At 75.0% G+C, this 19,619-nt stretch carries 16 protein-coding genes; 7 read left to right on the forward strand and 9 right to left on the reverse strand.

All coding sequences use genetic code 11. The annotated features are described in order from the left end of the window. Positions 1-420 precede the first annotated feature (420 nt). Genes HZS56_RS30465 through HZS56_RS38965 form a run of 3 tightly spaced genes read left to right on the forward strand, consistent with a single transcriptional unit; the run spans position 421 to position 2,632 of the window. On the forward strand, positions 421-1,101 hold the full coding sequence (locus HZS56_RS30465) for a glycosyltransferase family 2 protein (protein WP_216724038.1): 681 nt from the start codon (positions 421-423) through the stop codon (positions 1,099-1,101). After that, positions 1,098-1,844 carry a TIGR04282 family arsenosugar biosynthesis glycosyltransferase gene (locus tag HZS56_RS30470; protein WP_308408197.1) on the forward strand — a complete coding sequence of 249 codons (747 nt, stop codon included), beginning with the start codon at positions 1,098-1,100 and terminating at the stop codon, positions 1,842-1,844. Before HZS56_RS30465 ends, HZS56_RS30470 begins: the two co-directional genes overlap by 4 nt. Next, entirely contained in the window at positions 1,841-2,632 is a 792-nt protein-coding gene (locus HZS56_RS38965) for a class I SAM-dependent methyltransferase (protein ID WP_216724039.1), read from the forward strand. The genes HZS56_RS30470 and HZS56_RS38965 overlap by 4 nt, the downstream gene beginning before the upstream one ends. A gap of 343 nt (positions 2,633-2,975) precedes the next feature. Here the strand turns inward: HZS56_RS38965 and HZS56_RS30485 are convergent, their stop codons facing one another. Next, positions 2,976-4,244, reverse strand: coding sequence for a molybdopterin-dependent oxidoreductase (locus tag HZS56_RS30485; RefSeq protein ID WP_216724040.1), 1,269 nt, complete (start codon positions 4,242-4,244; stop codon positions 2,976-2,978). A gap of 113 nt (positions 4,245-4,357) precedes the next feature. Between HZS56_RS30485 and HZS56_RS30490 the strand changes: the two genes are divergently transcribed. Next, positions 4,358-5,734 carry a hypothetical protein gene (locus tag HZS56_RS30490; RefSeq protein ID WP_216724041.1) on the forward strand — a complete coding sequence of 459 codons (1,377 nt, stop codon included), beginning with the start codon at positions 4,358-4,360 and terminating at the stop codon, positions 5,732-5,734. Between the two features lie 132 nt (positions 5,735-5,866). Here the strand turns inward: HZS56_RS30490 and HZS56_RS30495 are convergent, their stop codons facing one another. Next, positions 5,867-6,772, reverse strand: coding sequence for an NADP-dependent oxidoreductase (locus tag HZS56_RS30495; RefSeq protein ID WP_216724042.1), 906 nt, complete (start codon positions 6,770-6,772; stop codon positions 5,867-5,869). 150 nt (positions 6,773-6,922) lie between these two features. On the opposite strand from HZS56_RS30495, the gene HZS56_RS30500 reads away from it, so the two are divergent. Further along, a complete protein-coding gene (locus tag HZS56_RS30500) occupies positions 6,923-7,288 on the forward strand; it encodes a MerR family transcriptional regulator (protein WP_216724043.1) in 366 nt (121 codons plus the stop codon). Between the two features lie 105 nt (positions 7,289-7,393). Here HZS56_RS30500 and HZS56_RS30505 read toward each other — a convergent pair whose 3' ends face one another. Continuing rightward, entirely contained in the window at positions 7,394-8,911 is a 1,518-nt protein-coding gene (locus HZS56_RS30505) for an alpha/beta hydrolase (protein ID WP_216724044.1), read from the reverse strand. Positions 8,912-9,134: 223 nt separating this feature from the next. Here HZS56_RS30505 and HZS56_RS30510 point away from each other — a divergent pair, with 223 nt between their 5' ends. Then, a complete protein-coding gene (locus tag HZS56_RS30510; protein WP_216724045.1) occupies positions 9,135-9,866 on the forward strand; it encodes a helix-turn-helix domain-containing protein in 732 nt (243 codons plus the stop codon). A 23-nt stretch (positions 9,867-9,889) separates the two neighbouring features. Here HZS56_RS30510 and HZS56_RS30515 read toward each other — a convergent pair whose 3' ends face one another. From HZS56_RS30515 to HZS56_RS30540, 6 genes are all read right to left on the reverse strand, one after another. Further along, a complete protein-coding gene (locus HZS56_RS30515) occupies positions 9,890-12,463 on the reverse strand; it encodes an ABC transporter permease (RefSeq protein ID WP_216724046.1) in 2,574 nt (857 codons plus the stop codon). After that, the gene (locus HZS56_RS30520) at positions 12,460-13,374 is read right to left on the reverse strand and encodes an ABC transporter ATP-binding protein (protein WP_216724047.1); all 915 of its coding nucleotides are present in this window, start codon (positions 13,372-13,374) and stop codon (positions 12,460-12,462) included. Before HZS56_RS30520 ends, HZS56_RS30515 begins: the two co-directional genes overlap by 4 nt. A gap of 206 nt (positions 13,375-13,580) precedes the next feature. Continuing rightward, positions 13,581-14,255: a response regulator gene (locus HZS56_RS30525; protein WP_216724048.1), complete on the reverse strand. Its 675-nt coding sequence runs from the start codon at positions 14,253-14,255 to the stop codon at positions 13,581-13,583. Then, entirely contained in the window at positions 14,252-15,625 is a 1,374-nt protein-coding gene (locus HZS56_RS30530; RefSeq protein WP_216724049.1) for a sensor histidine kinase, read from the reverse strand. Before HZS56_RS30530 ends, HZS56_RS30525 begins: the two co-directional genes overlap by 4 nt. Before the next feature lie 160 nt (positions 15,626-15,785). Further along, positions 15,786-16,808, reverse strand: coding sequence for a hemolysin family protein (locus HZS56_RS30535; protein WP_216724050.1), 1,023 nt, complete (start codon positions 16,806-16,808; stop codon positions 15,786-15,788). Next, a complete protein-coding gene (locus HZS56_RS30540) occupies positions 16,805-18,271 on the reverse strand; it encodes a hemolysin family protein (RefSeq protein ID WP_308408198.1) in 1,467 nt (488 codons plus the stop codon). Before HZS56_RS30540 ends, HZS56_RS30535 begins: the two co-directional genes overlap by 4 nt. A 297-nt stretch (positions 18,272-18,568) precedes the next feature. On the opposite strand from HZS56_RS30540, the gene HZS56_RS30545 reads away from it, so the two are divergent. Then, positions 18,569-19,588 carry a sporulation protein gene (locus tag HZS56_RS30545; RefSeq protein WP_216724051.1) on the forward strand — a complete coding sequence of 340 codons (1,020 nt, stop codon included), beginning with the start codon at positions 18,569-18,571 and terminating at the stop codon, positions 19,586-19,588. Positions 19,589-19,619 lie beyond the last annotated feature (31 nt).

Here is a 19,619-nt window from a genome sequence, read left to right on the forward strand (position 1 = left end):
GGCGGAGGGAGGAACCGGGGCAGGGGCAGGAGCGGGGGCGGCACCGGGAGCAGCGGGGAGCCCGCCCGGCGTTCCGTCCGACGGCCGGATCGGCGGCTCTTCCGGCGACAGGCTCGGTCGGCTGTTCGTGGGCGTGGTCCGCGGCCCGCCCGCGGGAGCGGGTTCGTGCGGCTGCTGTGGCATGCGCCCAGCGTCGCACCGCACGGCCGTGGGCGGTGCCGCCCGGGGACGCCCGGGGCGCGACGTCCGTGTTTCGTAAGGAGCGGGAGTCCGATTCGCCCGTTTTCTACTCGTAGGGTGAAAGCCGTGACCACCCCACCTCCTGCGGATCTCCCCCCGGGCCTCCCCCCGGGCCTCCCTGCGGACCTCCCTGCGGATCTCTCGCCGGGCCTCTCCCCGGGTCTCCCGGACGTCGACGTCGTGCTCCCCTGCCTGGACGAGGCCGGAGCCCTCCCCTGGGTCCTGGCCCGCGTCCCGGCCGGGTGGCGCGCGCTCGTCGTCGACAACGGCTCCACCGACGGCTCGGCGGACGTCGCCCGCGCGCACGGCGCCACGGTCGTGACCGAACCGCACCGCGGCTTCGGCGCCGCATGCCACGCCGGGCTGCGGGCCGCCACCGCCGACGTCGTCTGCTTCTGCGACTGCGACGCCTCCCTCGACCCGTCCCTGCTCGTGCCCTTCGTGGCCGAGGTCCGGGCCGGCGCGGCCGACCTGGTGCTCGGCCGGCGGCGCCCCGAGGGCCGGGGAGCGTGGCCCGCGCACGCCCGCGCGGGCAACGTCGCCCTCGCCCGCATGCTGCGCCGCCGCACCGGCCTGCGCCTTCACGACCTCGGCCCGCTGCGCGCCGCCCGCCGCGAGGCGCTGCTGGGTCTCGGCCTCACCGACCGGCGCAGCGGCTATCCGCTCCAGATGGTGGTGCGGGCCGCCGACGCCGGCTGGCGGGTCACCGAGCACGACGTGCCGTACCTGCCCCGCACCGGCGCGTCCAAGGTGACGGGGACCTGGCGCGGCACCTGGCACGCGGTACGGGACATGCGCCGCGTCCTGGCGGAGGCGCCGGCCGGCCGCGCGGACGACCGCGAGGGGAGCCGCACCCGGTGACCTCCACGACCACCCTCCTCGTCGTCGCCAAACAGCCGCTCCCCGGCAGGGTCAAGACCCGGCTCACCCCGCCCTTCGCCCCCGCCGAGGCCGCCGCCCTGGCCGAGGCGTCCCTCACCGACACCCTGCGTGCCGTGGCCGCGACACCCGCGCGCCGCCGGGTGCTGGTGCTCGCCGGTGAGCCGGGCCCCTGGCTGCCGCCCGGCTTCGACGTCGTACCGCAGTGCGCGGGCGGCCTCGACGAGCGGCTGGCCGACGCGTTCGCCGGGTGTACGGGCCCCGCCCTGCTGATCGGCATGGACACCCCGCAGGTGACACCCGACCTGCTCGACGTCGACTTCACGGGCTGCGACGCGTACTTCGGTCCGGCCGAGGACGGCGGCTTCTGGGCCCTGGGCCTGGCCCGCCCCGAACCGGCCCTGCTGCGGGGTGTGCCCATGTCGTCGCCCGTGACCGGGGCCGTGCAGCGCGAACGGCTCCTCGCGGCCGGGCTGCGGGTGCGCGAACTGCCCCTGCTGCGCGACGTCGACACCGCCGCCGACGCACGGGCCGTCGCCGAACTGGCCCCGCACGGCCGGTTCGCCGCCCGGCTCGCCGCGTGCCTGCCGGCGACCGACGAGCGGACCTGTTCACCGGCGACCGACGAGCGGACCTGCCCACCGGCGACCGGCGAGCGGAACCACCCACCGATGGCCGCCGAACCGACCCGCCCACCGTCCGCCGGCGAGCGGACCCGCCGGTGAAGGGCGTTACGGATCTCGAGCACCCCGCACAGCCACCCTCCGCGCCCCGCGCATGGGAGGCCTCCGACCCCTACGCCGCCGCGCTGCGGGCCGGTCGCGGGCCGCTGTTCCTGCGGCGCACCGACGGCTGGCTGCTGCCGCTCGACGTGGAGCGGTGGTGCGCGCGGGCCGACGCGGTCGACCTGGAGGTCCTCGACCGGTGCGAGGGCGCCGTGCTCGACGTGGGCTGCGGACCGGGACGGCTGGTGGCGGAACTCGCCGCCCGGGGCCGCACCGTCCTCGGCATCGACGTCAGCGAGGCCGCCGTCGCCCGCACCGTGCGGACCGGCGGCCAGTCGCTGCGGCGGTCCGTGTTCGAGCCGCTGCCCGGCGAGGGACGCTGGGACACCGTCCTGCTCATGGACGGCAACGTCGGCATCGGCGGCGACCCGGGCGCCCTGCTCGCCCGCGTCGCCGCCCTCCTCGCGCCCGGCGGCCTGCTGATCGCCGAGACGGCACCCGCGGACGTCGACGAACACGCCCAGGTGCAGGTCGTCGACGTCACCGACGGCCGCGCGCCCGGCGGCACCTTCCCGTGGGCGCGGATCGGCACCCGTGCCCTGCTCCGCCGGGCGGGCGCCGCCGGCTGGCGCGGGGCCGGTCAGTGGACGTCGGAGGAGCGCCGCTTCGTCGCGCTGCGCAGCACCCGCAGGGCGAGCAGCAGCGCCGAGCCGCCGAACAGCACCGCCGTGATCAGCAGCCAGCGGGTGAGGAAGCCGTCCGGCGACAGCCCGGCCACCGACCGGTAGCGCTCGTCCACCCGCCCGCTGATCAGCGGAAACCACACGAGCAGCAGCAGCCCGGAGAACGCGGCCGGAACCCGCACGTACAGCGCCCACTCGCGCCGGCCCACCGCCCCGAGCCCGCGCACGGCGGCCCGGTCGGCCAGCGCGTACAGCGGCAGCAGCACCAGGTCGTGCAGCAGCGCCGCCCCCACGAACCACAGCGCCACACCCCACCAGTCGCCGTCGAGCAGCCGCACCCCGGCGTATCCCGCGAGGGCGAACGAGCAGCAGAGCAGCAGGATCTGGGCAGGGCTGCCGGTCAGGGACCGCAAGGGCGGCCTCGGTGGACGGGGCCTGCGTACGAGGTTCATCCCAGTCCTCCGAAGGTCATCCGGGCCACCCACTTGGTGTTGAGCACGCCGGGCGCGGCGGGCACGATGATCCGCGCCGGGTGGCCGTGGTCCGGGCTCAGCGTCCGTCCGTTCACGGACAGGGCGAGCAGGGAGCGCGGGTCGGCCACCTGGTTGGCCCGCAGGGCCCCGTGCCGGAAGGCGCCGCGCCGCTGGAGGGACTCCACGAACACGTCCGGCGGGGCGCCGTCGAAGCCGGCCAGCGCGGCGAGGTCCCGCAGCCGCACCCCGCGCCACGACTGGTCGGAGGTCGACCAGCCCTCGACGCAGGCGATGGGCAACGCGGCGCTGTGCTGCGGCAGTCGCAGCAGGTCGGCGCGGGCGAGGCGGACGGTGCCGGCGGGGCCGACGACCACGAGCCGCCACGCCTCCTCACTGGTCTCGGCGGCGTCGATGCCGGCGTAGGCGGCGGTCTTGTTGATCTGGAAGCCGTTCGGGCCGCCGCCGGGTTCGGCACCGCCGTGCGGCGCGAGCAGCGCCGTGGCGCGCAGCGGCCCGTCGAAGGACCGCCCGGCGCTGGTGCCGAGCAGCAGCAGCGAGCCCCCGCCGACCGTCCACAGCGCCCCGCGCCGCGACACGGTGGGCGCGTCGGGCGCGGGCGCCACGAGGCCGTCCGCCGCCCGGTCCGCCGCGTCCGGGCGCCGCCGGGCGTCGCGCATGCTGCGTACGTTGCGCACCGCGGCCGGTGCCTTCAGAACGGCGTGGGCGACGAAGGCGGCGAAGAAGACCCACGCACCGTAGAAGTGCAGCGGATAGAAGGAGCCGGGGAAGACGTAGTCCAGCTGGACGTTGAGCACCCCGGTCACGAACTCGAACAGCGCGCCGCCGACCAGCAGCAGCAGCGACACCCGCTCCAGCCCGTGCGCGAGCGACCGCACGGGCGGCAGCGTGAACAGCCTCGGCACCACCGACCACAGCTTGGCCAGCAGTACGGGGACCAGGGCCAGCCCGAGGGTGACGTGGACGCCCTGCGTGAGGCGGTACAGCCAGGGCGGATCGGTCGGCCAGGAGAAGAGGTAGAAGCCGAGGAGCCCCTTGTCCGGGGTCTTGTCGTTGACCGGGGAGAGGCCCGGGTTGTAGGCGGCGTACGACAGCAGCCCCGTCACGAACAGGACGGTGATGCCCGCGAGGAGGACGAGGCCGAGCACCGACGTGAACCGGGGGCCGCGCAGCGGGCTGCGCCAGAAACCCGGCGAGGACGGAAGCCGTGGGGCGAGGTCGCGCATGCCCCGACCGTAGGCCGCAAGCGGCCCGCCGGACGCTCCGCGACCCATGACGAAACGCTGACGTCCGCCCCGCGCACCGCCACCCGGACGATCTCCCGCCCTACGGTGCCGAGGTGACCCTCCTCCGCCCCGTCCGCCCTCTTCGCCCCGTCCGCCCCCTCCGCCGCGACCTGTACGCCGCCGTGGCCGCCGCGCTGCTGGTGGCGGCCGCCGTGCTGGTCGGCCGGTACGTGTACACGTACGACGACCTGATCGTCGGCTGGCCGCCCCTGCTGGGCCGCTGGGACCCGCACGCCGGTCCCGGCACCCCGGCCGCGGTCCTGGTGGCGGCGGCGACGGTGGCGTACGGCCCGGCCGTCGCCGCCCGCCTGTCGTGGCGCGCGCTGCTGCCCGCGGCCTGGGGCGCGTCGATGGCCTGGATCTGGTCGCTGGCCCTGATCGACGGCTGGCGGACGGGCGTCGCCGGCCGCCTCACCACCCGCAACGAGTACCTGACGGTCATCGACCGCTGGCACGACATCCCGGCGACGCTGCGCGACTTCACCGCGCACATCCTGATCCACTCCCCCGACAACTGGCCCGCCCACGTCGCCGGTCACCCGCCCGCCGCCACGCTCACCTTCGTCCTGCTCGACCGGATCGGGCTGGGCGGCGGGGGCTGGGCCGGGGCCTGGTGCATCACCGCGGGCGCGGCGGGGTGCGTGGCGATCCTGGTGACGGTCCGCGCCCTGGCCGGGGAGCACGGGGAGCACCTGGCGCGCCGGGCGGCCCCCTTCCTCGTACTCGCCCCGGCGGCGGTCTGGCTCGGCACCTCGGCCGACGCGTACTTCGCGGCGGTCGCCGCCTGGGCCGTGGCGCTGCTCGCCCTCACGGTCACCGGCCGCTCGCTGTGGTGGGCGTTGGGCTCCGGCCTGCTCTTCGGGCTGACCTGCTTCCTCTCCTACGGCCTCACGCTGGTGGCGGTGATCGCGGCGGCGGTACTCCTGCTCGCCCGGCGCGGGGTGCGGCAGCGGCCGGTGCTGTTCGTGCCGCTGCTGGCGGGCGCGGCGGTGGTGCCGGTGGCTTTCACGGCGGCGGGCTTCGACTGGTGGGAGGCCTACCACCTCCTCGTCACCCGCTACTACGAGGGCGCGGCCGGTGTCCGCCCCTACGGCTACTGGGTGTGGGCCAACCTCGCCTGCACGGTGCTCATCACGGGCCTGGCGACTGCGGCGGGCCTGCGCCGGACCGGGAGCGCCCTGGCCCGGCGGCGCGACGACACCGTGAGCGACGAGACCGTCCGCCTCGCGATCCTGGTGGCCGCCGGGCTCCTCGCCCTCCTCGTCGCCGACCTGTCCGGCATGAGCAAGGCGGAGACGGAACGCATCTGGCTCCCCTTCGCCCTGTGGCTCCTCCCGTGCTGCGCCTCCCTCCCCCACCCCCGCGCCTGGCTCGCGGCCCAGGCGACGCTCCCGCTCCTCCTCAACCACCTGGTGGCGACGGGCTGGTGAGGCAGGCAGGTCTGGTACCGATACAGATCACGCTGTACTGGTTCACGCTCTGGACCGGCCCGGTCGCCGTACGTGACGATGGTGCCTGGTCGGCGTTGGCTGCGGCGGTGGGCGGGGCTCGGGGCTGACGGGTCAGAGGCGGACGACGATCTTGCCGCGGGTGTGGCCGCGTTCGCTGTCCGCGTGGGCCCGGGCGGTCTGGTCGAGCGGGTAGGTCCGTTCGATGCGCGGTGTGTAGCGGCCCTGGGCGCCGAGTTCGGCCGCTTCGGCGAGGAGCGCCGGGTCGTTCTCCGCGTTGGCCAGGTGCACGCCCAGGCGGTGTGCGTTGGCGTGGTCGGCGACCGTCGAGACGCGGAGGGGATCGCCGACGATCGCGACGAGGTCGGGCAGGGAGCCGGACGCCGCGGTGTCCAGCGCGACGTCGACACCGCCCGGGGCCAGGCCGGCGAGGCGGTCCGCGAGGCCGGTGCCGTAGCGGGTCGGGACGGCACCGAGGGACTTCAGGAAGTCGTGGTTGTGTTCACCGGCCGTACCGATCACGGTGGCGCCGCGGGCCACCGCGATCTCGACCGCGGCGCTGCCCACACCCCCGGCGGCACCCTCGACGAGCAGGGTACGTCCGCGCAGGGGACCGAGCGGTTGCAGTCCGCGCAGCGCGGTCACGGCCGCCAGCGCGGCGCCGCCCGCCTGCTCGTCGGTCCACTCGGCGGGCGCGTGGGCCCAGGCCGAGAGAACCGCCAGCTCCGCCGTCGCGCCGGTGACGCCGCCCAGCCCGAAGACCCGGTCGCCGGCACTCACCCCCCGCACCCCATCGCCGACCTCGTCGACCACGCCCACGGCGTCCCGGCCGGGGATCGCGGGCAGATCCACGGGGATCACCTCCCGCACCGCGCCCGACCGCACCTTCCAGTCGACGGGGTTCACACTGGCCGCCGCGACGCGGATGCGGACCTCGCCGGGGCCGGGGTGCGGGTCCGGCACCTGCTCGACCACCAGGGTCTCGACACCGCCGTACTCGTGATAGCGCACTGCGCGCATGGTCTTCTGCCTTTCCGAACGCCCTGAACAGGCCGTTCGTGAGATCAGTGGAGGTGGAAATGGCCGGCGGGCCGCCGACGTTGGTCACGTTAAAAGCTGACGTCAGCGTGAGTTGCAAGTCCGGTGGGCCATCCGGACGAAGGAGGACCGATGCGCATCGGTGAGGTCGCCGAGAAGGCGGGTGTCAGCGTCCGGGCGCTGCGCTACTACGAGGAGCAGGAACTGCTCCAGGCCTGCCGCAGCTCCGGCGGCCACCGGCAGTACTGCGAAACCGCGGTCTCCCGGGTCCGGCTGATCCAGCAGCTGTACGCCGCGGGCCTGCCGAGCCGAGTCGTGCGCCAGGTGCTGCCCTGCGTGGACGCGGGCGAGGCGCACCCGGCGCTCCTGGGCCAGTTGGAGGCCGAGCGCGTCCGGATCGACGAGCGGATCACCGAACTGCTCGCCGTGCGCGACCGGCTCGACGACGTGATCGCCCTCACCCGCGACCCGAACGCCGACTGCTCCCACCTGGAGTGAGCAGCCCGCCGGTCACGCCCTGCGGACGCCGCCCGCGGACGGGCTGCGGGCGGCGTCGGCCCCGCCGGGGCCCGTGGGTCGGTCGCCGGGGGTCGGTCGCCGGGGTCAGTCCGCGGGGCAGGACGTGTCCTGCTCGGGCATCTCGCCCTCGACGAGGTAGCGCGTCGTGGTGTTCAACGCGCAGGAGTTCTTGCCGAGGACGTAGACGCCGTGCCCGCTGTCGTCGACGCTGACCAGCCGGGCCCGGTCGCCGAACTTCTCGCGCAGCAGCTCCCCGCCCCGGTGCGGGGTCGGCACGTCGCGCCGGTTCTGCAGGAGCAGCACGTTGCGCGGGCCCTCGGGGTCGATCTTCACCGGCGGTTCGGCCGGGGCGTGGGACCAGAAGGCGCACGGCGTGATGTTGGCGGCGGCCGCCCCGTACAGCGGGTAGCGCCCGCGGTCCTCGGCGACGCCCCGCCGGTAGGTGTCGACGTCCTCGGGCCATTCGACGTCGTTGCAGGTGACGGCGAGGAAGACGGTCAGGGAGTTGTCGGCGGGCGACAGCGCCCCGTCCGCGGACTCCTGCTGGTCGGCGGTCAGTTCGCGGACCGCCGCCGCGTCGCCCGCGAGCATCGCCTGCCAGGTCTGCGCCAGCTCGGCGTACTGCGTCTGCTTGAACAGGTGGCCGAAGGTGAGCAGCCGGAAGACGCCGCCGTCGATCCCCGCCACCGGGGCCTTGTCGAGTTGGCCGGCGATGGTGAAGTAGGACGCCCGGACCTGCCCGGGGGTGCGGCCCAGGCCGTAGCTGTCGTGCCGGCGGGCGGCCCATTTCGCGAAGTCCGGCAGGGTCTGCTCCATGCCGAGCGCGTAGCGGCGCAGGCCGTCGCGGTCGAGGTGGGTGTCTCCGATGTTGCTGTCGAGCACGATCCGGTCGGCGCGCTCGGGGAACATCGAGGCGTAGGCGGCGCCGAGTGCCGTGCCGTAGGAGTAGCCCAGGTAGCTGGTCTTCTCCTCGCCGAGCGCGGCCCGGATCCGGTCCAGGTCGCGGGCGGTGTTGGCGGTGGTGAGGTGGCGGAGCCGGCCGTCGCGGTCGTTGCTCGCGCACTGCTCGGCCGTCTGCTCGGCGATCTCCGCCTGCGCGGTGACCGCGGCGTCGTCGACGGCGTAGGGCGGGATGTTGGCGTAGTAGGGGCTGTCCGCCGTGAAGCCGCAGCTGACCGGGGAGGAGTGGCCGATCCCGCGGGTGTCCATGCCGATCAGGTCGTAGCGGTCGGTGACGCTGCTGGGCAGGCCCTGGGCCACCAGCAGCGCGGACAGCGCGAGACCGGATCCGCCGGGACCGCCGGGGTTGAGCATGAGGACGCCGCGCCGCTTCTCCGGGTCGGCGGCGGCCAGCCGGGAGACGGTGAGGCCGATCTGCTCGCCCTCCGGGTCCGCGTAGTCCAGCGGCACGGGCACGGTGGCGCACCGCAGCTCGGTCGGGGCGGCCTCGGCCACGACGTCGTCGGGGCACTGGCCCCACTCCACCTGCGGCGGCCTCGGTTCCTCGGCGGCGGCGGGCGCGGGAGCCGTGGCCAGGGAGCCACCCAGGCCGAGGACGGCCAGCAGGGCCAGGCCCCGGCCGACACTGTGCTGTCGTTTCATGTCCAGTCTCCGAACACCGGTTCGCGGTCACGGTCCCCGCCATCCGACTCCGTGCCCCGGGGGCACGGTCAACACCACGTGGGGCGGAGGGGCGGACGGGGAAGACGGGGAGGACGGGGAGGGGGGTTCGGCCGGTCGGCCGGGAGCGGCCGGCGGGTTGACCCTGCCCCTGGGGCACGGTTTTCAATGGCCGTCGGGCACGACGCTGGAGAAAGGGCTCCTGGTGGCATGGAGCACGCGTCAACTGGCGGAACTCGCCGGTACGACGACCAAGACCGTCCGGCACTACCACGAGATCGGCCTGCTGGACGAGCCGGAGCGGGCCGCCAACGGCTACAAGCGGTACGGCGTCGGCCACCTGGTCCGCCTGCTGCGCATCCGCAGGCTGACCGACCTCGGCGTACCTCTGGCGGACGTCCCCGCGGTCGAGAGCGGCGACGAGCGGGCGCGGCAGATCCTGCGGGACCTGGACGCCGAACTCGCGGCGGACATCGAGCGGCGCCGGCGGATGCGGCGGGAACTCGCGGCCGTCATGGAGAACCGGGCCGCGCTCGACATGCCGCCGGACTTCCGAACGCTCGCCGACGACCTGCCCGAGGGGGAGCGGTCCATGCTGCTGGCGTACTTCAGCGTGTTCCCGCCCGATGCGATGGCCGCCGTCCGGGAGCAGCTCTCGGCGCCACGCGGTGCCCTCGACGTGGAGTTCGCGGCGCTCACCGAGGACGCTCCGGAGGCGGTGCGGCGGCGGCTGGCGGAGCTGATGGTTTCCGAAGTGCGCCAACAGCATCGGGACCACCCCGTCCTGGCCGACCCCGGGTTCGGCTCGCGCCGGGAGGCGGCGGTCGCCGAGTCGGTCGTCGGGCACGCGCTGGTCGAGTTCTACAACAGCGCCCACCTCGACGTCCTGCGGCGCGTCCACGCGATCCTCTTCGAGGACGGCGCCGCCCGGGAGTGAGGACGGCGCCGGGGAAGCTCGCCTCACCCCTGCCGTCCGCGCAGGGCGGCGCGCGCCGGGAGGGTGACCGCGGCGAGGCCGAGGGCCACGGCGGTCGCGGCGAAGGCGGCGTACAGCAGCGGGGGGATGTGCGGGAACTCGCCGGTCAGGCCGCGCATCATCGGCGTCAGCGTGACCATGGCGATGGCGGTGCCCAGCACCACGCCCGCCGCCGACACCAGCAGGCTCTCCCAGCCCAGCATCCGCAGCACCTGACGGCGGGTGGAGCCGACCAGGCGCAGCATGTGCAGTTCGCGGCGGCGGTCCAGGACCGTCATCACCAGGGTGTTGACCGCGGCGACGGCGGCGAAACCGCCCAGGACGGCGGCCATCACGTAGTTGGCCCAGGCGCCGAACTCGCGGTCCACGTTCTGCGCGAGGGCGTAGCCGGAGGCGTCGGTGACCTCGCCGAGCGCGCCGAGCTGCTCCGCCTCGCCGCCGCTGACCAGCAGCGTGTCGGCGAAGGGGGAGGTGAGGTGGCCGTCCAGGGACGCACGGTCCATGGTCACCGCGGGCAGGCCCAGGCCGCGGCCGTAGACCGCGACGACCTCCGGGGCCGCCTTCGTGCCGTCGGGGAGGTGGAGGGACAGCTTGTCGCCGAGGCCGACGTCCGCGGCGGTGGCGAGGGTCCCGTCGATCGCGATCCGGCCCTCGCCGACCCGGTCGAGGCTGCCCTCGCGCACCTCCAGGTCCTGCACCTTCGCGAGCTGCGCGCCGGAGCCGGAGACGCCCTGCGTGGCGGTCGCCTGCAGCGACGTCTCGCCGCCGCCCCGGACGGGCACCAGCACCTGCGTGTCCAGCAGGCTCACGGCCGCGTCGACGCCGGGGGCGCGGGCGGCCCGGTCGGCGGCGTCGGCGGGCAGACCGGCGGGGGCGGTGACGACGTGGTCGGCCGTGATGCCGTCGCGGAGCTGCTCCGAGGCGACGTGGCTCTCGCTCGTGTGCATGAAGACGAGGGTCGAGGCGAAGGCCATCGCCAGCACGATCGGCGTGATCGCGGAGGCCAGCCGGCGGGAGTTGGTGCGGGAGTTGGCGGCGGCCAGCGACGCGGAGGCGCCGCCGCCGCGCAGCAGCAGGCCGAAGAGCGCCGCGCACAGCCGGGCCAGCAGCGGGCCGAGCAGGGCGACGGCCAGCATGAAGAGCATGACGACCCCGAGGGAGGCGTTGGCAGCGTCGGAACCGGCGGCGGAGGCCGCGACCCCGGCGAGCACCGAACCGCCGCCGACCGCGGCCAGCCCGAGAACGGTGCGCACGACGCCCGGCCGCTGCCGCTCCACCGACGCCTCGGCGAGCGCCTGGCCCGGCTTGATCCGTGCGGGCCTGCGCCCGGCCGCCCAGCCGGCACCGAGCGCCGTGAGCAGCCCGACACCGACCGCGGCCAGCAGCGGGAACCCCGAGACGTGCAGGTCCACGGCGTCCGGGACAGCCCCGCGGTCCTGCATCTGCCCGAACCACCAGTGTGCGAGCCCGATGCCCGGCAGGCAGCCGAGCAACCCGGCGAGCGGGGCGACCAGCAGGGCCTCGGAGGCCACCGCGCGGCGGATCTGCCGCGGGGTGGCGCCGACGGCGCGCAGCAGCGCGAACTCGCGGGAGCGCTGGCCGACGGAGAGGGCGACCGTGCCGGCCGCGGTGAAGACCGCGACCAGGGTGGCGATCGCGCCGAAGGAGGCACCGACCGCGAACAGCGTCTCCTTGGCGTACGCCAGCGTGTGGTCCTCGACCTCGCCGCGGTCGTCGCCGGTGAGCACCTGCGCGCCGGAGCCCGTCAGGACCTTCCCGACGGCGGCGGCGAGGGCGTCCGGGTCGGTGCCGTCCTCGGCGAGGACGGCGACGGCGTCGGCCCGGCCGGGGTGCCCGGCCAGCACGGACGCCTCGGAGTCGGCGAACCAGGCGACCGGCCCGCCACCACCCGCCGCGTCACCGCCCGCCGCGTCACCGCCCGCCGCGTCACCGCCCGCAGTGTCGCCCGCTCCGGCCTCCGCCAGTCCGGAGACCCGGAAGCCGGCCCGCCCGTCTGCCGTCTCCAGGGTGACGGTGTCACCGACGCCGGCCCGCGCGGCACGGGCCGCGTCGGCGTCGAGGACGACCTCGCCCGCGGCCGGCGCGGCGCCCTCGGTGGGCGCGGTGCCGGTGAAGGCGTGCGAGCCCCAGCCGTGTCCGGTGAGCGCGTACGTCGCCGACGCCGAGGTGCCGCCGTGCGCCGGGAAGCCGTGCACGGGGAACGTGAAGTCCGGTACGGCGGTGGCGGCGCCCGGCACCTCGGCGGCCTTCGCCGCGAGCGCCGCGTCCACGCGGGCGGTGTCGGGCAACGGGTACGCGGTCTCCTCGGGGCCGTCGACGGTGTCGGCGACGATCCGCGCGGACTGGTCGGCCGCCACGACGACCGGCGCGTCCGCGTACCGCTCGGCCGGCACCGAGGCGCGCAGGCCGGTCTCCAGCAGGACCCCGCAGGCCGTGACGACCAGCGCCGACATCATCAGCGCGACGAACGTGCCCGCGAACGAGGCGGGCTTGAAGCGCACGGCCGCGCGGGCGAGGCCGTTGGGCGTGAACCTCATGCCGCCGCCCCCGCCCCGACCCCTGCCCCCGCACCCGCACCCGCACCCGCACCCGCACCCGCACCCGCCATCGTCCGCGCACGGCCGGTGAGCCCGGTCATCCGTGCCGCGATCTGCTGCGCCGAACCCCGTTCGAGGTGGTCGGCGAAGGCGCCGTCGGCGAGGAACAGGACGCGGTCGGCCCAGGCGGCCGCGGCGGGGTCGTGGGTGACCATGACGACGGTGGCGCCGAGGGCGTCCACCGCATGCCGGAGCAGGCCGAGGACCTCGGCGGCGGTGCCGGTGTCGAGAGCGCCGGTGGGCTCGTCCGCGAACACCACGTCGGGGGCGGTGACCAGGGCGCGGGCGACGGCCACGCGCTGCTGCTGGCCGCCGGACAGCTCGCCGGGGCGGCGCCGCGCCTTGTCGGCGAGCCCGACCTGTGCGAGCACCTCCGCCGCCCGGCGGCGGTCCTGGCGCCGCCCGGCGAGGCGCATCGGCAGCAGGACGTTCTGCTCGACGGTGAGCGACGGCAGCAGGTTGAACGCCTGGAAGACGAAGCCGAGGCGGCTGCGGCGCAGCTCGGTCAGCTCGTTCTCGCTCATGCCGGTGATCTCCGTACCGCCGAGGCGCACGGATCCCGCCGACGGCCGGTCGAGCCCGGCGGCGCACTGGAGGAAGGTCGACTTGCCGGAGCCGGAGGGGCCCATCACGGCGGTGAAGGTGCCGCGCGGAAGGGCGAGGTCGATGCCCGCGAGGGCGTGCACGGCGCCCGCCCCGCGGCCGTACTGCCGCCGTACCCCGCGCAGTTCGACGGCGGCACCGGGCACGGCGGCCGGAGCCGTCCCGGGACCGCCGTGCGCCTCCCCCGTCCGGTCCGCCTCCGTCCGGTCCTCGTCCGCCTGCTGCCGCTTTCCCTTGCGTAGCCTCATGGTCCCGTCGTCTCCCTCGTCCGTGCCCGGTGAGCCCGGTGCATCCGGTGCACCCGGCGCATCCACTGCACCCACTGCATCCGGTGCTTCTGTGCGACGGGGGAAGAGTGCGGGGACGGTCCGGCGCCGGGCGTCATACCCGGGAGCCAATGTGGAGGCGCTACCCCGGTAGGGGGCGGCCCGCGGCGATGTCCGACCGGCCCGGTCTACTCGCCCGGGGTCACCAGCCCCGACTCGTACGCGAAGACCACGGCCTGGGCGCGGTCGCGCAGGTCGAGCTTGGTCAGGACGCGGCTCACATGGGTCTTGACCGTCTGCTCGGCCAGCACCAGGGTCCGGGCGATCTCCGTGTTGGACTGGCCGCGGGCGACCAGGGTGAGGACCTCGGTCTCGCGTTCCGTCAGCCCCTTGAGCCGCAGCGCGGGCCTGCCCCGGGCCGCGGGGCGCTGCTTGGCGAAGTCCGCGATGAGACGGCGCGTCACGGAGGGGGCGAGCAGCGCGTCGCCCGAGGCCACGACGCGTACCGCCGCGATGAGATCGGCCGGCGGGGCGTCCTTCAGCAGAAAGCCGCTCGCGCCCGCCCGCAGCGCCTCGTACACGTAGTCGTCGACGTCGAAGGTGGTGAGCATCAGCACCTTCGGCCGGTGGGTCACCCCCGTCGGCGGCGACAGCAGCCGGCGCGCGGCCTCCAGCCCGTCCATCTCGGGCATCCGTACGTCCATCAGCACGACGTCCGGGTGGGTGCGCCGGCTCAGCTCGACGCCCTGCGCACCGTCGGGGGCCTCGCCCACCACGTCGATGTCGCTCTGGGCGGCCAGCAGCGCGGCGAAGCCGGCCCGCACCATGGCCTGGTCGTCGACGATGATGACGCGCGTCGTCACGTGGAGTCCTTTTCGGTCAGGTCCTCTTCGGTCAGGGTCAGAGGGAGTCGAGCAGCAACCCGGAAGCCGCCGTCGGGCAGCGGGCCCACGTCGAGGGCGCCGCCGACGAGCCGCACCCGCTCACGCATGCCGACGAGCCCGTGCCCGGTACCGCCCGTCTCGAGCGGCCCGTCACGCGGCCGGGGCGGCGGCCCGTTGACGACCAGGACGGTGAGCCGGCCACCGCCGTCCCGGCCACCGCCGTCCTGGTCACCGCCGTCCCGGCCACCGGAGTCGCGGTCACCGCCGCCCTCCCGACCGCCGCTGCCCCGATCACCGCCGTCCCCGTCACCGCCGTCCCCGTCACCGGCGGACCCGGCCACCGACAGGGAGACCCGCGTCGCGGCCCCCGGCGCGTGCCGTACGACGTTCGCGAGGGCCTCCTGGACGATCCGGTACGCCGAGAGTCCCACCGCCTCGGGGACCTCGGCCTCGCAGGGGGTGAACTCCACCGGCCCGACGGTCCGTGCCGTCGCCTCCACCAGCTGACCGATCTGCCTCAGGCCCGGCTGGGGCACGAGCTCGCCGTGCGCCTCCTCGTTCCGCAGCACGCCGAGGAGACGGCGCATCTCGCCGAGCGACTCCCGCGCGGTCGACGCGATGGACGTGAACTCCTCCCGCACGTCCGGCGGCAGCGCCCGCAGGCGGTACTCGGCGGTGTCGGCCTGCACGGTGATGACGGACATGTGGTGGGCGACCACGTCGTGCAACTCGCGCGCGATGCGGGCGCGTTCCTCGAGGAGCGTCCGCCGGCCGCGCTCGGCCTCGCTGATCGTCTCCTGCTCGGCCAGCCTGCGCTGAACCTCGTACCGCTCGCGCAGCGCACCGCCCAGCAGGAGCGCGACGCCACCGAGGATGGTGAACAGCAACTCCCTGGCCCCGAAGCCGTGCGGCGCGGCGAAGCCCAGGCCGACGTTCGCGGCGGCTGTGGCGAGCCACACCAGCACCAGTGTCCGGCGCCGCTCGCGCAGGCCCAGGGCGAGGCAGAGGGCGACGTACCCGACGAGTTCCATGGGCGGGAACGGCCACAGCAGCCGCTCCTCGAAGTCGACGGCGAGCAGGGCCAGCGCCCCGGCCACGTCCGCGGCGAAGACGACGCACCAGGCCTGCAGCGGCCGTACGACGGCGAGCAGCAGCGGCGCGGCCTGCGCGGCGGCCAGCCCGGCGGCGACGGCGCCGTGCACGCCGTAGTCGGCGGTGAGCACGGCGATGGTGGTGGGCAGCAGGGCGACGCTCAGCACGAACGCCAGGGCCCACGGCAGCGCCCGCACCCACCGCCGCGACGCCCCGGCGAGCAGCGCACGGGGGCGTTCCTCCACCATTGGGGTCATGCCCGCCAGCCTAGGCGCCCGGCGGAGCCGCTCCGTCACCCTCAGGAGCCAAGCCGCAGTGATACCCCGGTAGGGGGTGGGCGGTGGGGGCAGGGGCGGTGGCGGGGCCGGTGCAAGCGGCACCCGCCCGGTGCGGGCTCCGGCACCGGGCGGCGCGGCGTCACACCCCCGCCGGGGTCGGGCCCACCAGTTCGGTCAGGACGTCCTCCATCGTGACGAAGCCCAGGACCGCGCCCGTTTCGCCGGTGACGGCGGCCAGGTGGCTGTCCTCCGTGCGCAGGGCGGTGAGGGTGTCGTCCAGGGGGGTGTCGATGCGGACGCGGGTGACGCGGTGCAGGGCCGTGCGCGGGAAGGGGCTCTCGCGGTCGGTCAGGCCCAGGGTGTCCTTGATGTGCAGGTAGCCGAGGACGGTGCCGCCGGGGCCGGTGACCGGGAAGCGGGAGTAACCCGCGTCGGCGGCCATGCGTTCCAGCTCGGCCGGGGTGACCGTGTGCGGGACCGTGCGCATCTTGGGGACCGGGACCAGGATCTCCCCGACCGGGCGGGTGCCCAGTTCCAGCGCGTCGCGCAGGCGCTCGCCGTCGGCCGGGGTGAGCAGTCCGGCTTCGCTGGCGTCGACCACCATGCGGGCCAGCTGGTCGTCGGTGAAGACGGCCTCGACCTCGTCCTTCGGCTCCACGCGCAGCAGCTTGAGGAGCGTGTTGGCGAAGGCGTTGATGCCGAAGACGACCGGCTTCAGGGCCCGAGTGAGGGCGACCAGGGGCGGGCCGAGGATCAGCGCGGTGGTCGCCGGGGCGGCCAGCGCGATGTTCTTCGGGATCATCTCGCCGATCAGCATGTGCAGGTACGTCGCCAGGGTCAGGGCGATCGCGAAGGCCACCGGGTGGACCAGCGCGTGCGGCATGTGGACCGCCTCGAACACCGGCTCCATCAGGTGCGCGATGGCCGGCTCGGCGACCGCGCCGAGCACCAGGGAGGAGACGGTGATGCCGAGCTGGGCCGTGGCCATCATCTGGGAGATGTGCTGCAGGCCCCACAGGGTCATCCGGGCGCGCTTGTCGCCCGTCTTCGCGCGCGGCTCGATCTGGCTGCGGCGCACCGAGATCATGGCGAACTCGGCGCCCACGAAGAAGGCGTTGGTCAGCAGCGTCAGCGCGCCGATGAAGAGCTGTACGACGGTCATCGGGCCAGCTCCCGCTCGTCGTGGGGCGCCGGGTGTCCGTGGCCCGGCCGGACGTGCTCCGGCTGTCCGTCGTCCGGCTGCCCGTGGCCCGGGTGGCTGTCCTTCGGGCTCCCGGGCTCCGGGCTCTCGTGGTCCGGGTGGTCGTCGCCCGGCTCGCGGGTCGCCGCGGGGGCGGTGACGCGGAGGCGGTCCGCGCGGTGGTGGTCGATGTCGAGGACGTCGATGCGCCAGCCGTCCAGGACCACCACGTCGCCCTTGGCGGGGATGCGCGTCAGCCGCGTGGCCACCAGGCCGGCCAGGGTCTCGTACGGGCCCTCGGGCGCGGTCAGGCCGATGCGCTGGAGGTGGTCCAGGCGCAGTGAGCCGTCGGCGTCCCAGGCCGCGCGGCCGTCGGGGTCCGCGGGAGCGGGCAGCAGGTCGGGGACCTCCACCGGGTCGTGCTCGTCGCGCACCTCGCCGACGACCTCCTCCACGATGTCCTCGACCGTCGCCACGCCCGCCGTACCGCCGTACTCGTCGATGACGACGGCCATGGTGCGGGCGCGGCGCATGCGCTCGAGGAGGCGGTCCGCGGGCAGGCTGTCCGGCACCAGCAGGGGCGCCGCGGCCAGCTCGGTGACGGGGGTGGCCCGGCGGCGGTCCGGCTCCAGGGCGAGCACGTCGCGGATGTGGACCGTGCCGATGACCTCGTCCAGGCTGTCCCGGTAGACCGGGAAGCGGGACAGGCCGGTGGCGTGCGAGAGGTTCGCGGCGTCGGCGGCGGTGGCGTGGGCCTCCAGGGCCTTGACGTCCACGCGCGGCGTCATGACGTTCTCCGCGGTCAGCTCGCCCAGGTGCAGGGTGCGCACGAACAGCTCCGCCGAGTCCGGCTCCAGGGCTCCCTCGGCGGCCGAGTGCTGGGCGAGCGCGACCAGCTCCTCGGCGCTGCGCGCGGACGCCAGCTCCTCGGCCGGTTCCAGGCCGAAGCGGCGCACGAAACGGTTGGCCGTGTTGTTCAGGTGGCGGATGAAGGGGCCGAAGGCGGTGGTGAAGCCGCGCTGCGGGCCCGCGACGACCTTGGCGACGGCCAGCGGGCGGGAGATCGCCCAGTTCTTGGGGACCAGCTCGCCGACGACCATCAGGACGACGGTGGACAGCACCACGCCGAGCAGCGTCGCCACCGTCGAGGCGGCGCCGCCCAGGCCGATCGCCGTCAGCGGGCCGCGCAGCAGCGCCGCGATCGACGGCTCGGCCAGCATGCCGATGACCAGCGAGGTCACGGTGATGCCGAGCTGGGCGCCGGACAGCTGGAGGGTCAGGGAACGTACGGCCTTCAGGGCGCCCTCGGCGCCGCGCTCACCGGACTCGGCGGCCCGCTCCAGGTCACCGCGCTCGACGGTGGTCAGGGAGAACTCGGCCGCGACGAAGATCGCGCAGGCGAGGGTGAGGAGGAGGGCCAGCAGGAGCAGCAGGACCTCGGTCACCGTGCCACCCCGCTTCCCTCACGCACATACGGGGGAACTGGCGGGCCGGCCGTGGCACGGCCGGTACTAGGGGGCTCCATTACGGAACGGGACTCCTTAACGGGGTCGGTGGGCGCCGGTACCAGCCGGGCACCCGAGGGTTCTCCCTCATGGTAAAGGACGAGCAAAGAGAGCGGGAGTCCTCAGACCCTATGCTTCTACTCGCCTGTAGAGAACGGCCGGCCTTTTCCGGTTGTTCCCCGCACGTTTTTCCGCACGCATTGTTCCCCGCACGAACGTGAAGGAGTGAACGCCTCGATGGTGTTCAAGCGGCTGCTCGGTTCCCTCGGCGTGGGCGGACCCACGGTGGACACGGTTCTCGACCCGGGCGCCGCCCGGCCCGGGGGCACGCTGTCGGGCCGGGTCCACCTCGTCGGCGGCACCGCCGACCACGACGTCGAGCACGTCGCGCTGGAGCTGGTGGCCCGCGTGGAGACCGAGCACGAGGAGCACGGCGACGGCGAGGGCGTCGTCGTCTTCGACCGGCACGTCGTGGGCGGGGCCTTCCGGCTCGCGGCGGGCGAGGAGACGAGCGTCCCGTTCACAGTGGCCCTGCCCTGGGAAACGCCCGTCACCGAGCTGTACGGGCAGCCGCTGGGCATCGTGCTCGGCGTCCGCACCGAGCTGGCCGTGGCCGGCGCCCGCGACAAGGGCGACCTGGACCAGCTGACCGTCGCGCCGCTCCCGGCGCAGGAGGCGGTCCTGGAGGCGCTCGGACAGCTCGGCTTCGGCTTCCGCTCCGCCGACCTGGAGTACGGCCGCATCGGCGGCACCGGGCAGCAGCTGCCCTTCTACCAGGAGATCGAACTGACCCCGCCCCCGGCCTACGCCCACCAGGTCAACGAGATCGAGCTGACGTTCCTGGCCGTACCCGGCGCCCTGGAGGTGGTGCTGGAGGCGGACAAGCGCGGCGGCCCGTTCTCCGACGGACACGACGCGCTCAGCCGGTTCTCCGTGCCGCACGAGGGCCCGTCCGGGCCGCAGGACTGGAACGCCCTCGTCGACGGCTGGATCCGGGAGCTGGTCGAGCACCGGGCGTCGTACGGCTCGCACGCGGTGTACGGCCACGAAGCCGGGTACGGCGGTCACGAGCCGGGACACTCCGGGGGTTCCGGCATCGGGGTCGGCACCGCCGTGCTGGCGGGCGCGGGCATGATCGCCGGGGGGATCGTGGCGGCCGAAGTCGTCGACGAGGTGGGGGACTTCCTCGAGGACGACTCGGACGACGACTCGGACGGAGACTCGGACGACGATTCCGGGGGTGACGAGGAAGGCTGATAACTTCTACAGCGGTGTAGAGAGTTCGCAC

Source organism: Streptomyces mayonensis (assembly GCF_018982965.1).
Lineage (GTDB): Bacteria > Actinomycetota > Actinomycetes > Streptomycetales > Streptomycetaceae > Streptomyces > Streptomyces mayonensis.

Bases quoted from the DNA above. Each gene is read 5' to 3' on its own strand.
- HZS56_RS30485 (WP_216724040.1), bottom strand. From the start codon at position 4,244: ATGCGCGACCTCGCCCCACGGCTTCCGTCCTCGCCGGGTTTCTGGCGC.
- HZS56_RS30495 (WP_216724042.1), bottom strand. From the start codon at position 6,772: ATGCGCGCAGTGCGCTATCACGAGTACGGCGGTGTCGAGACCCTGGTG.
- HZS56_RS30500 (WP_216724043.1), top strand. From the start codon at position 6,923: ATGCGCATCGGTGAGGTCGCCGAGAAGGCGGGTGTCAGCGTCCGGGCG.
- HZS56_RS30505 (WP_216724044.1), bottom strand. From the start codon at position 8,911: ATGAAACGACAGCACAGTGTCGGCCGGGGCCTGGCCCTGCTGGCCGTC.
- HZS56_RS30515 (WP_216724046.1), bottom strand. From the start codon at position 12,463: ATGAGGTTCACGCCCAACGGCCTCGCCCGCGCGGCCGTGCGCTTCAAG.
- HZS56_RS30520 (WP_216724047.1), bottom strand. From the start codon at position 13,374: ATGAGGCTACGCAAGGGAAAGCGGCAGCAGGCGGACGAGGACCGGACG.
- HZS56_RS30530 (WP_216724049.1), bottom strand. From the start codon at position 15,625: ATGACCCCAATGGTGGAGGAACGCCCCCGTGCGCTGCTCGCCGGGGCG.
- HZS56_RS30535 (WP_216724050.1), bottom strand. From the start codon at position 16,808: ATGACCGTCGTACAGCTCTTCATCGGCGCGCTGACGCTGCTGACCAAC.
- HZS56_RS30545 (WP_216724051.1), top strand. From the start codon at position 18,569: ATGGTGTTCAAGCGGCTGCTCGGTTCCCTCGGCGTGGGCGGACCCACG.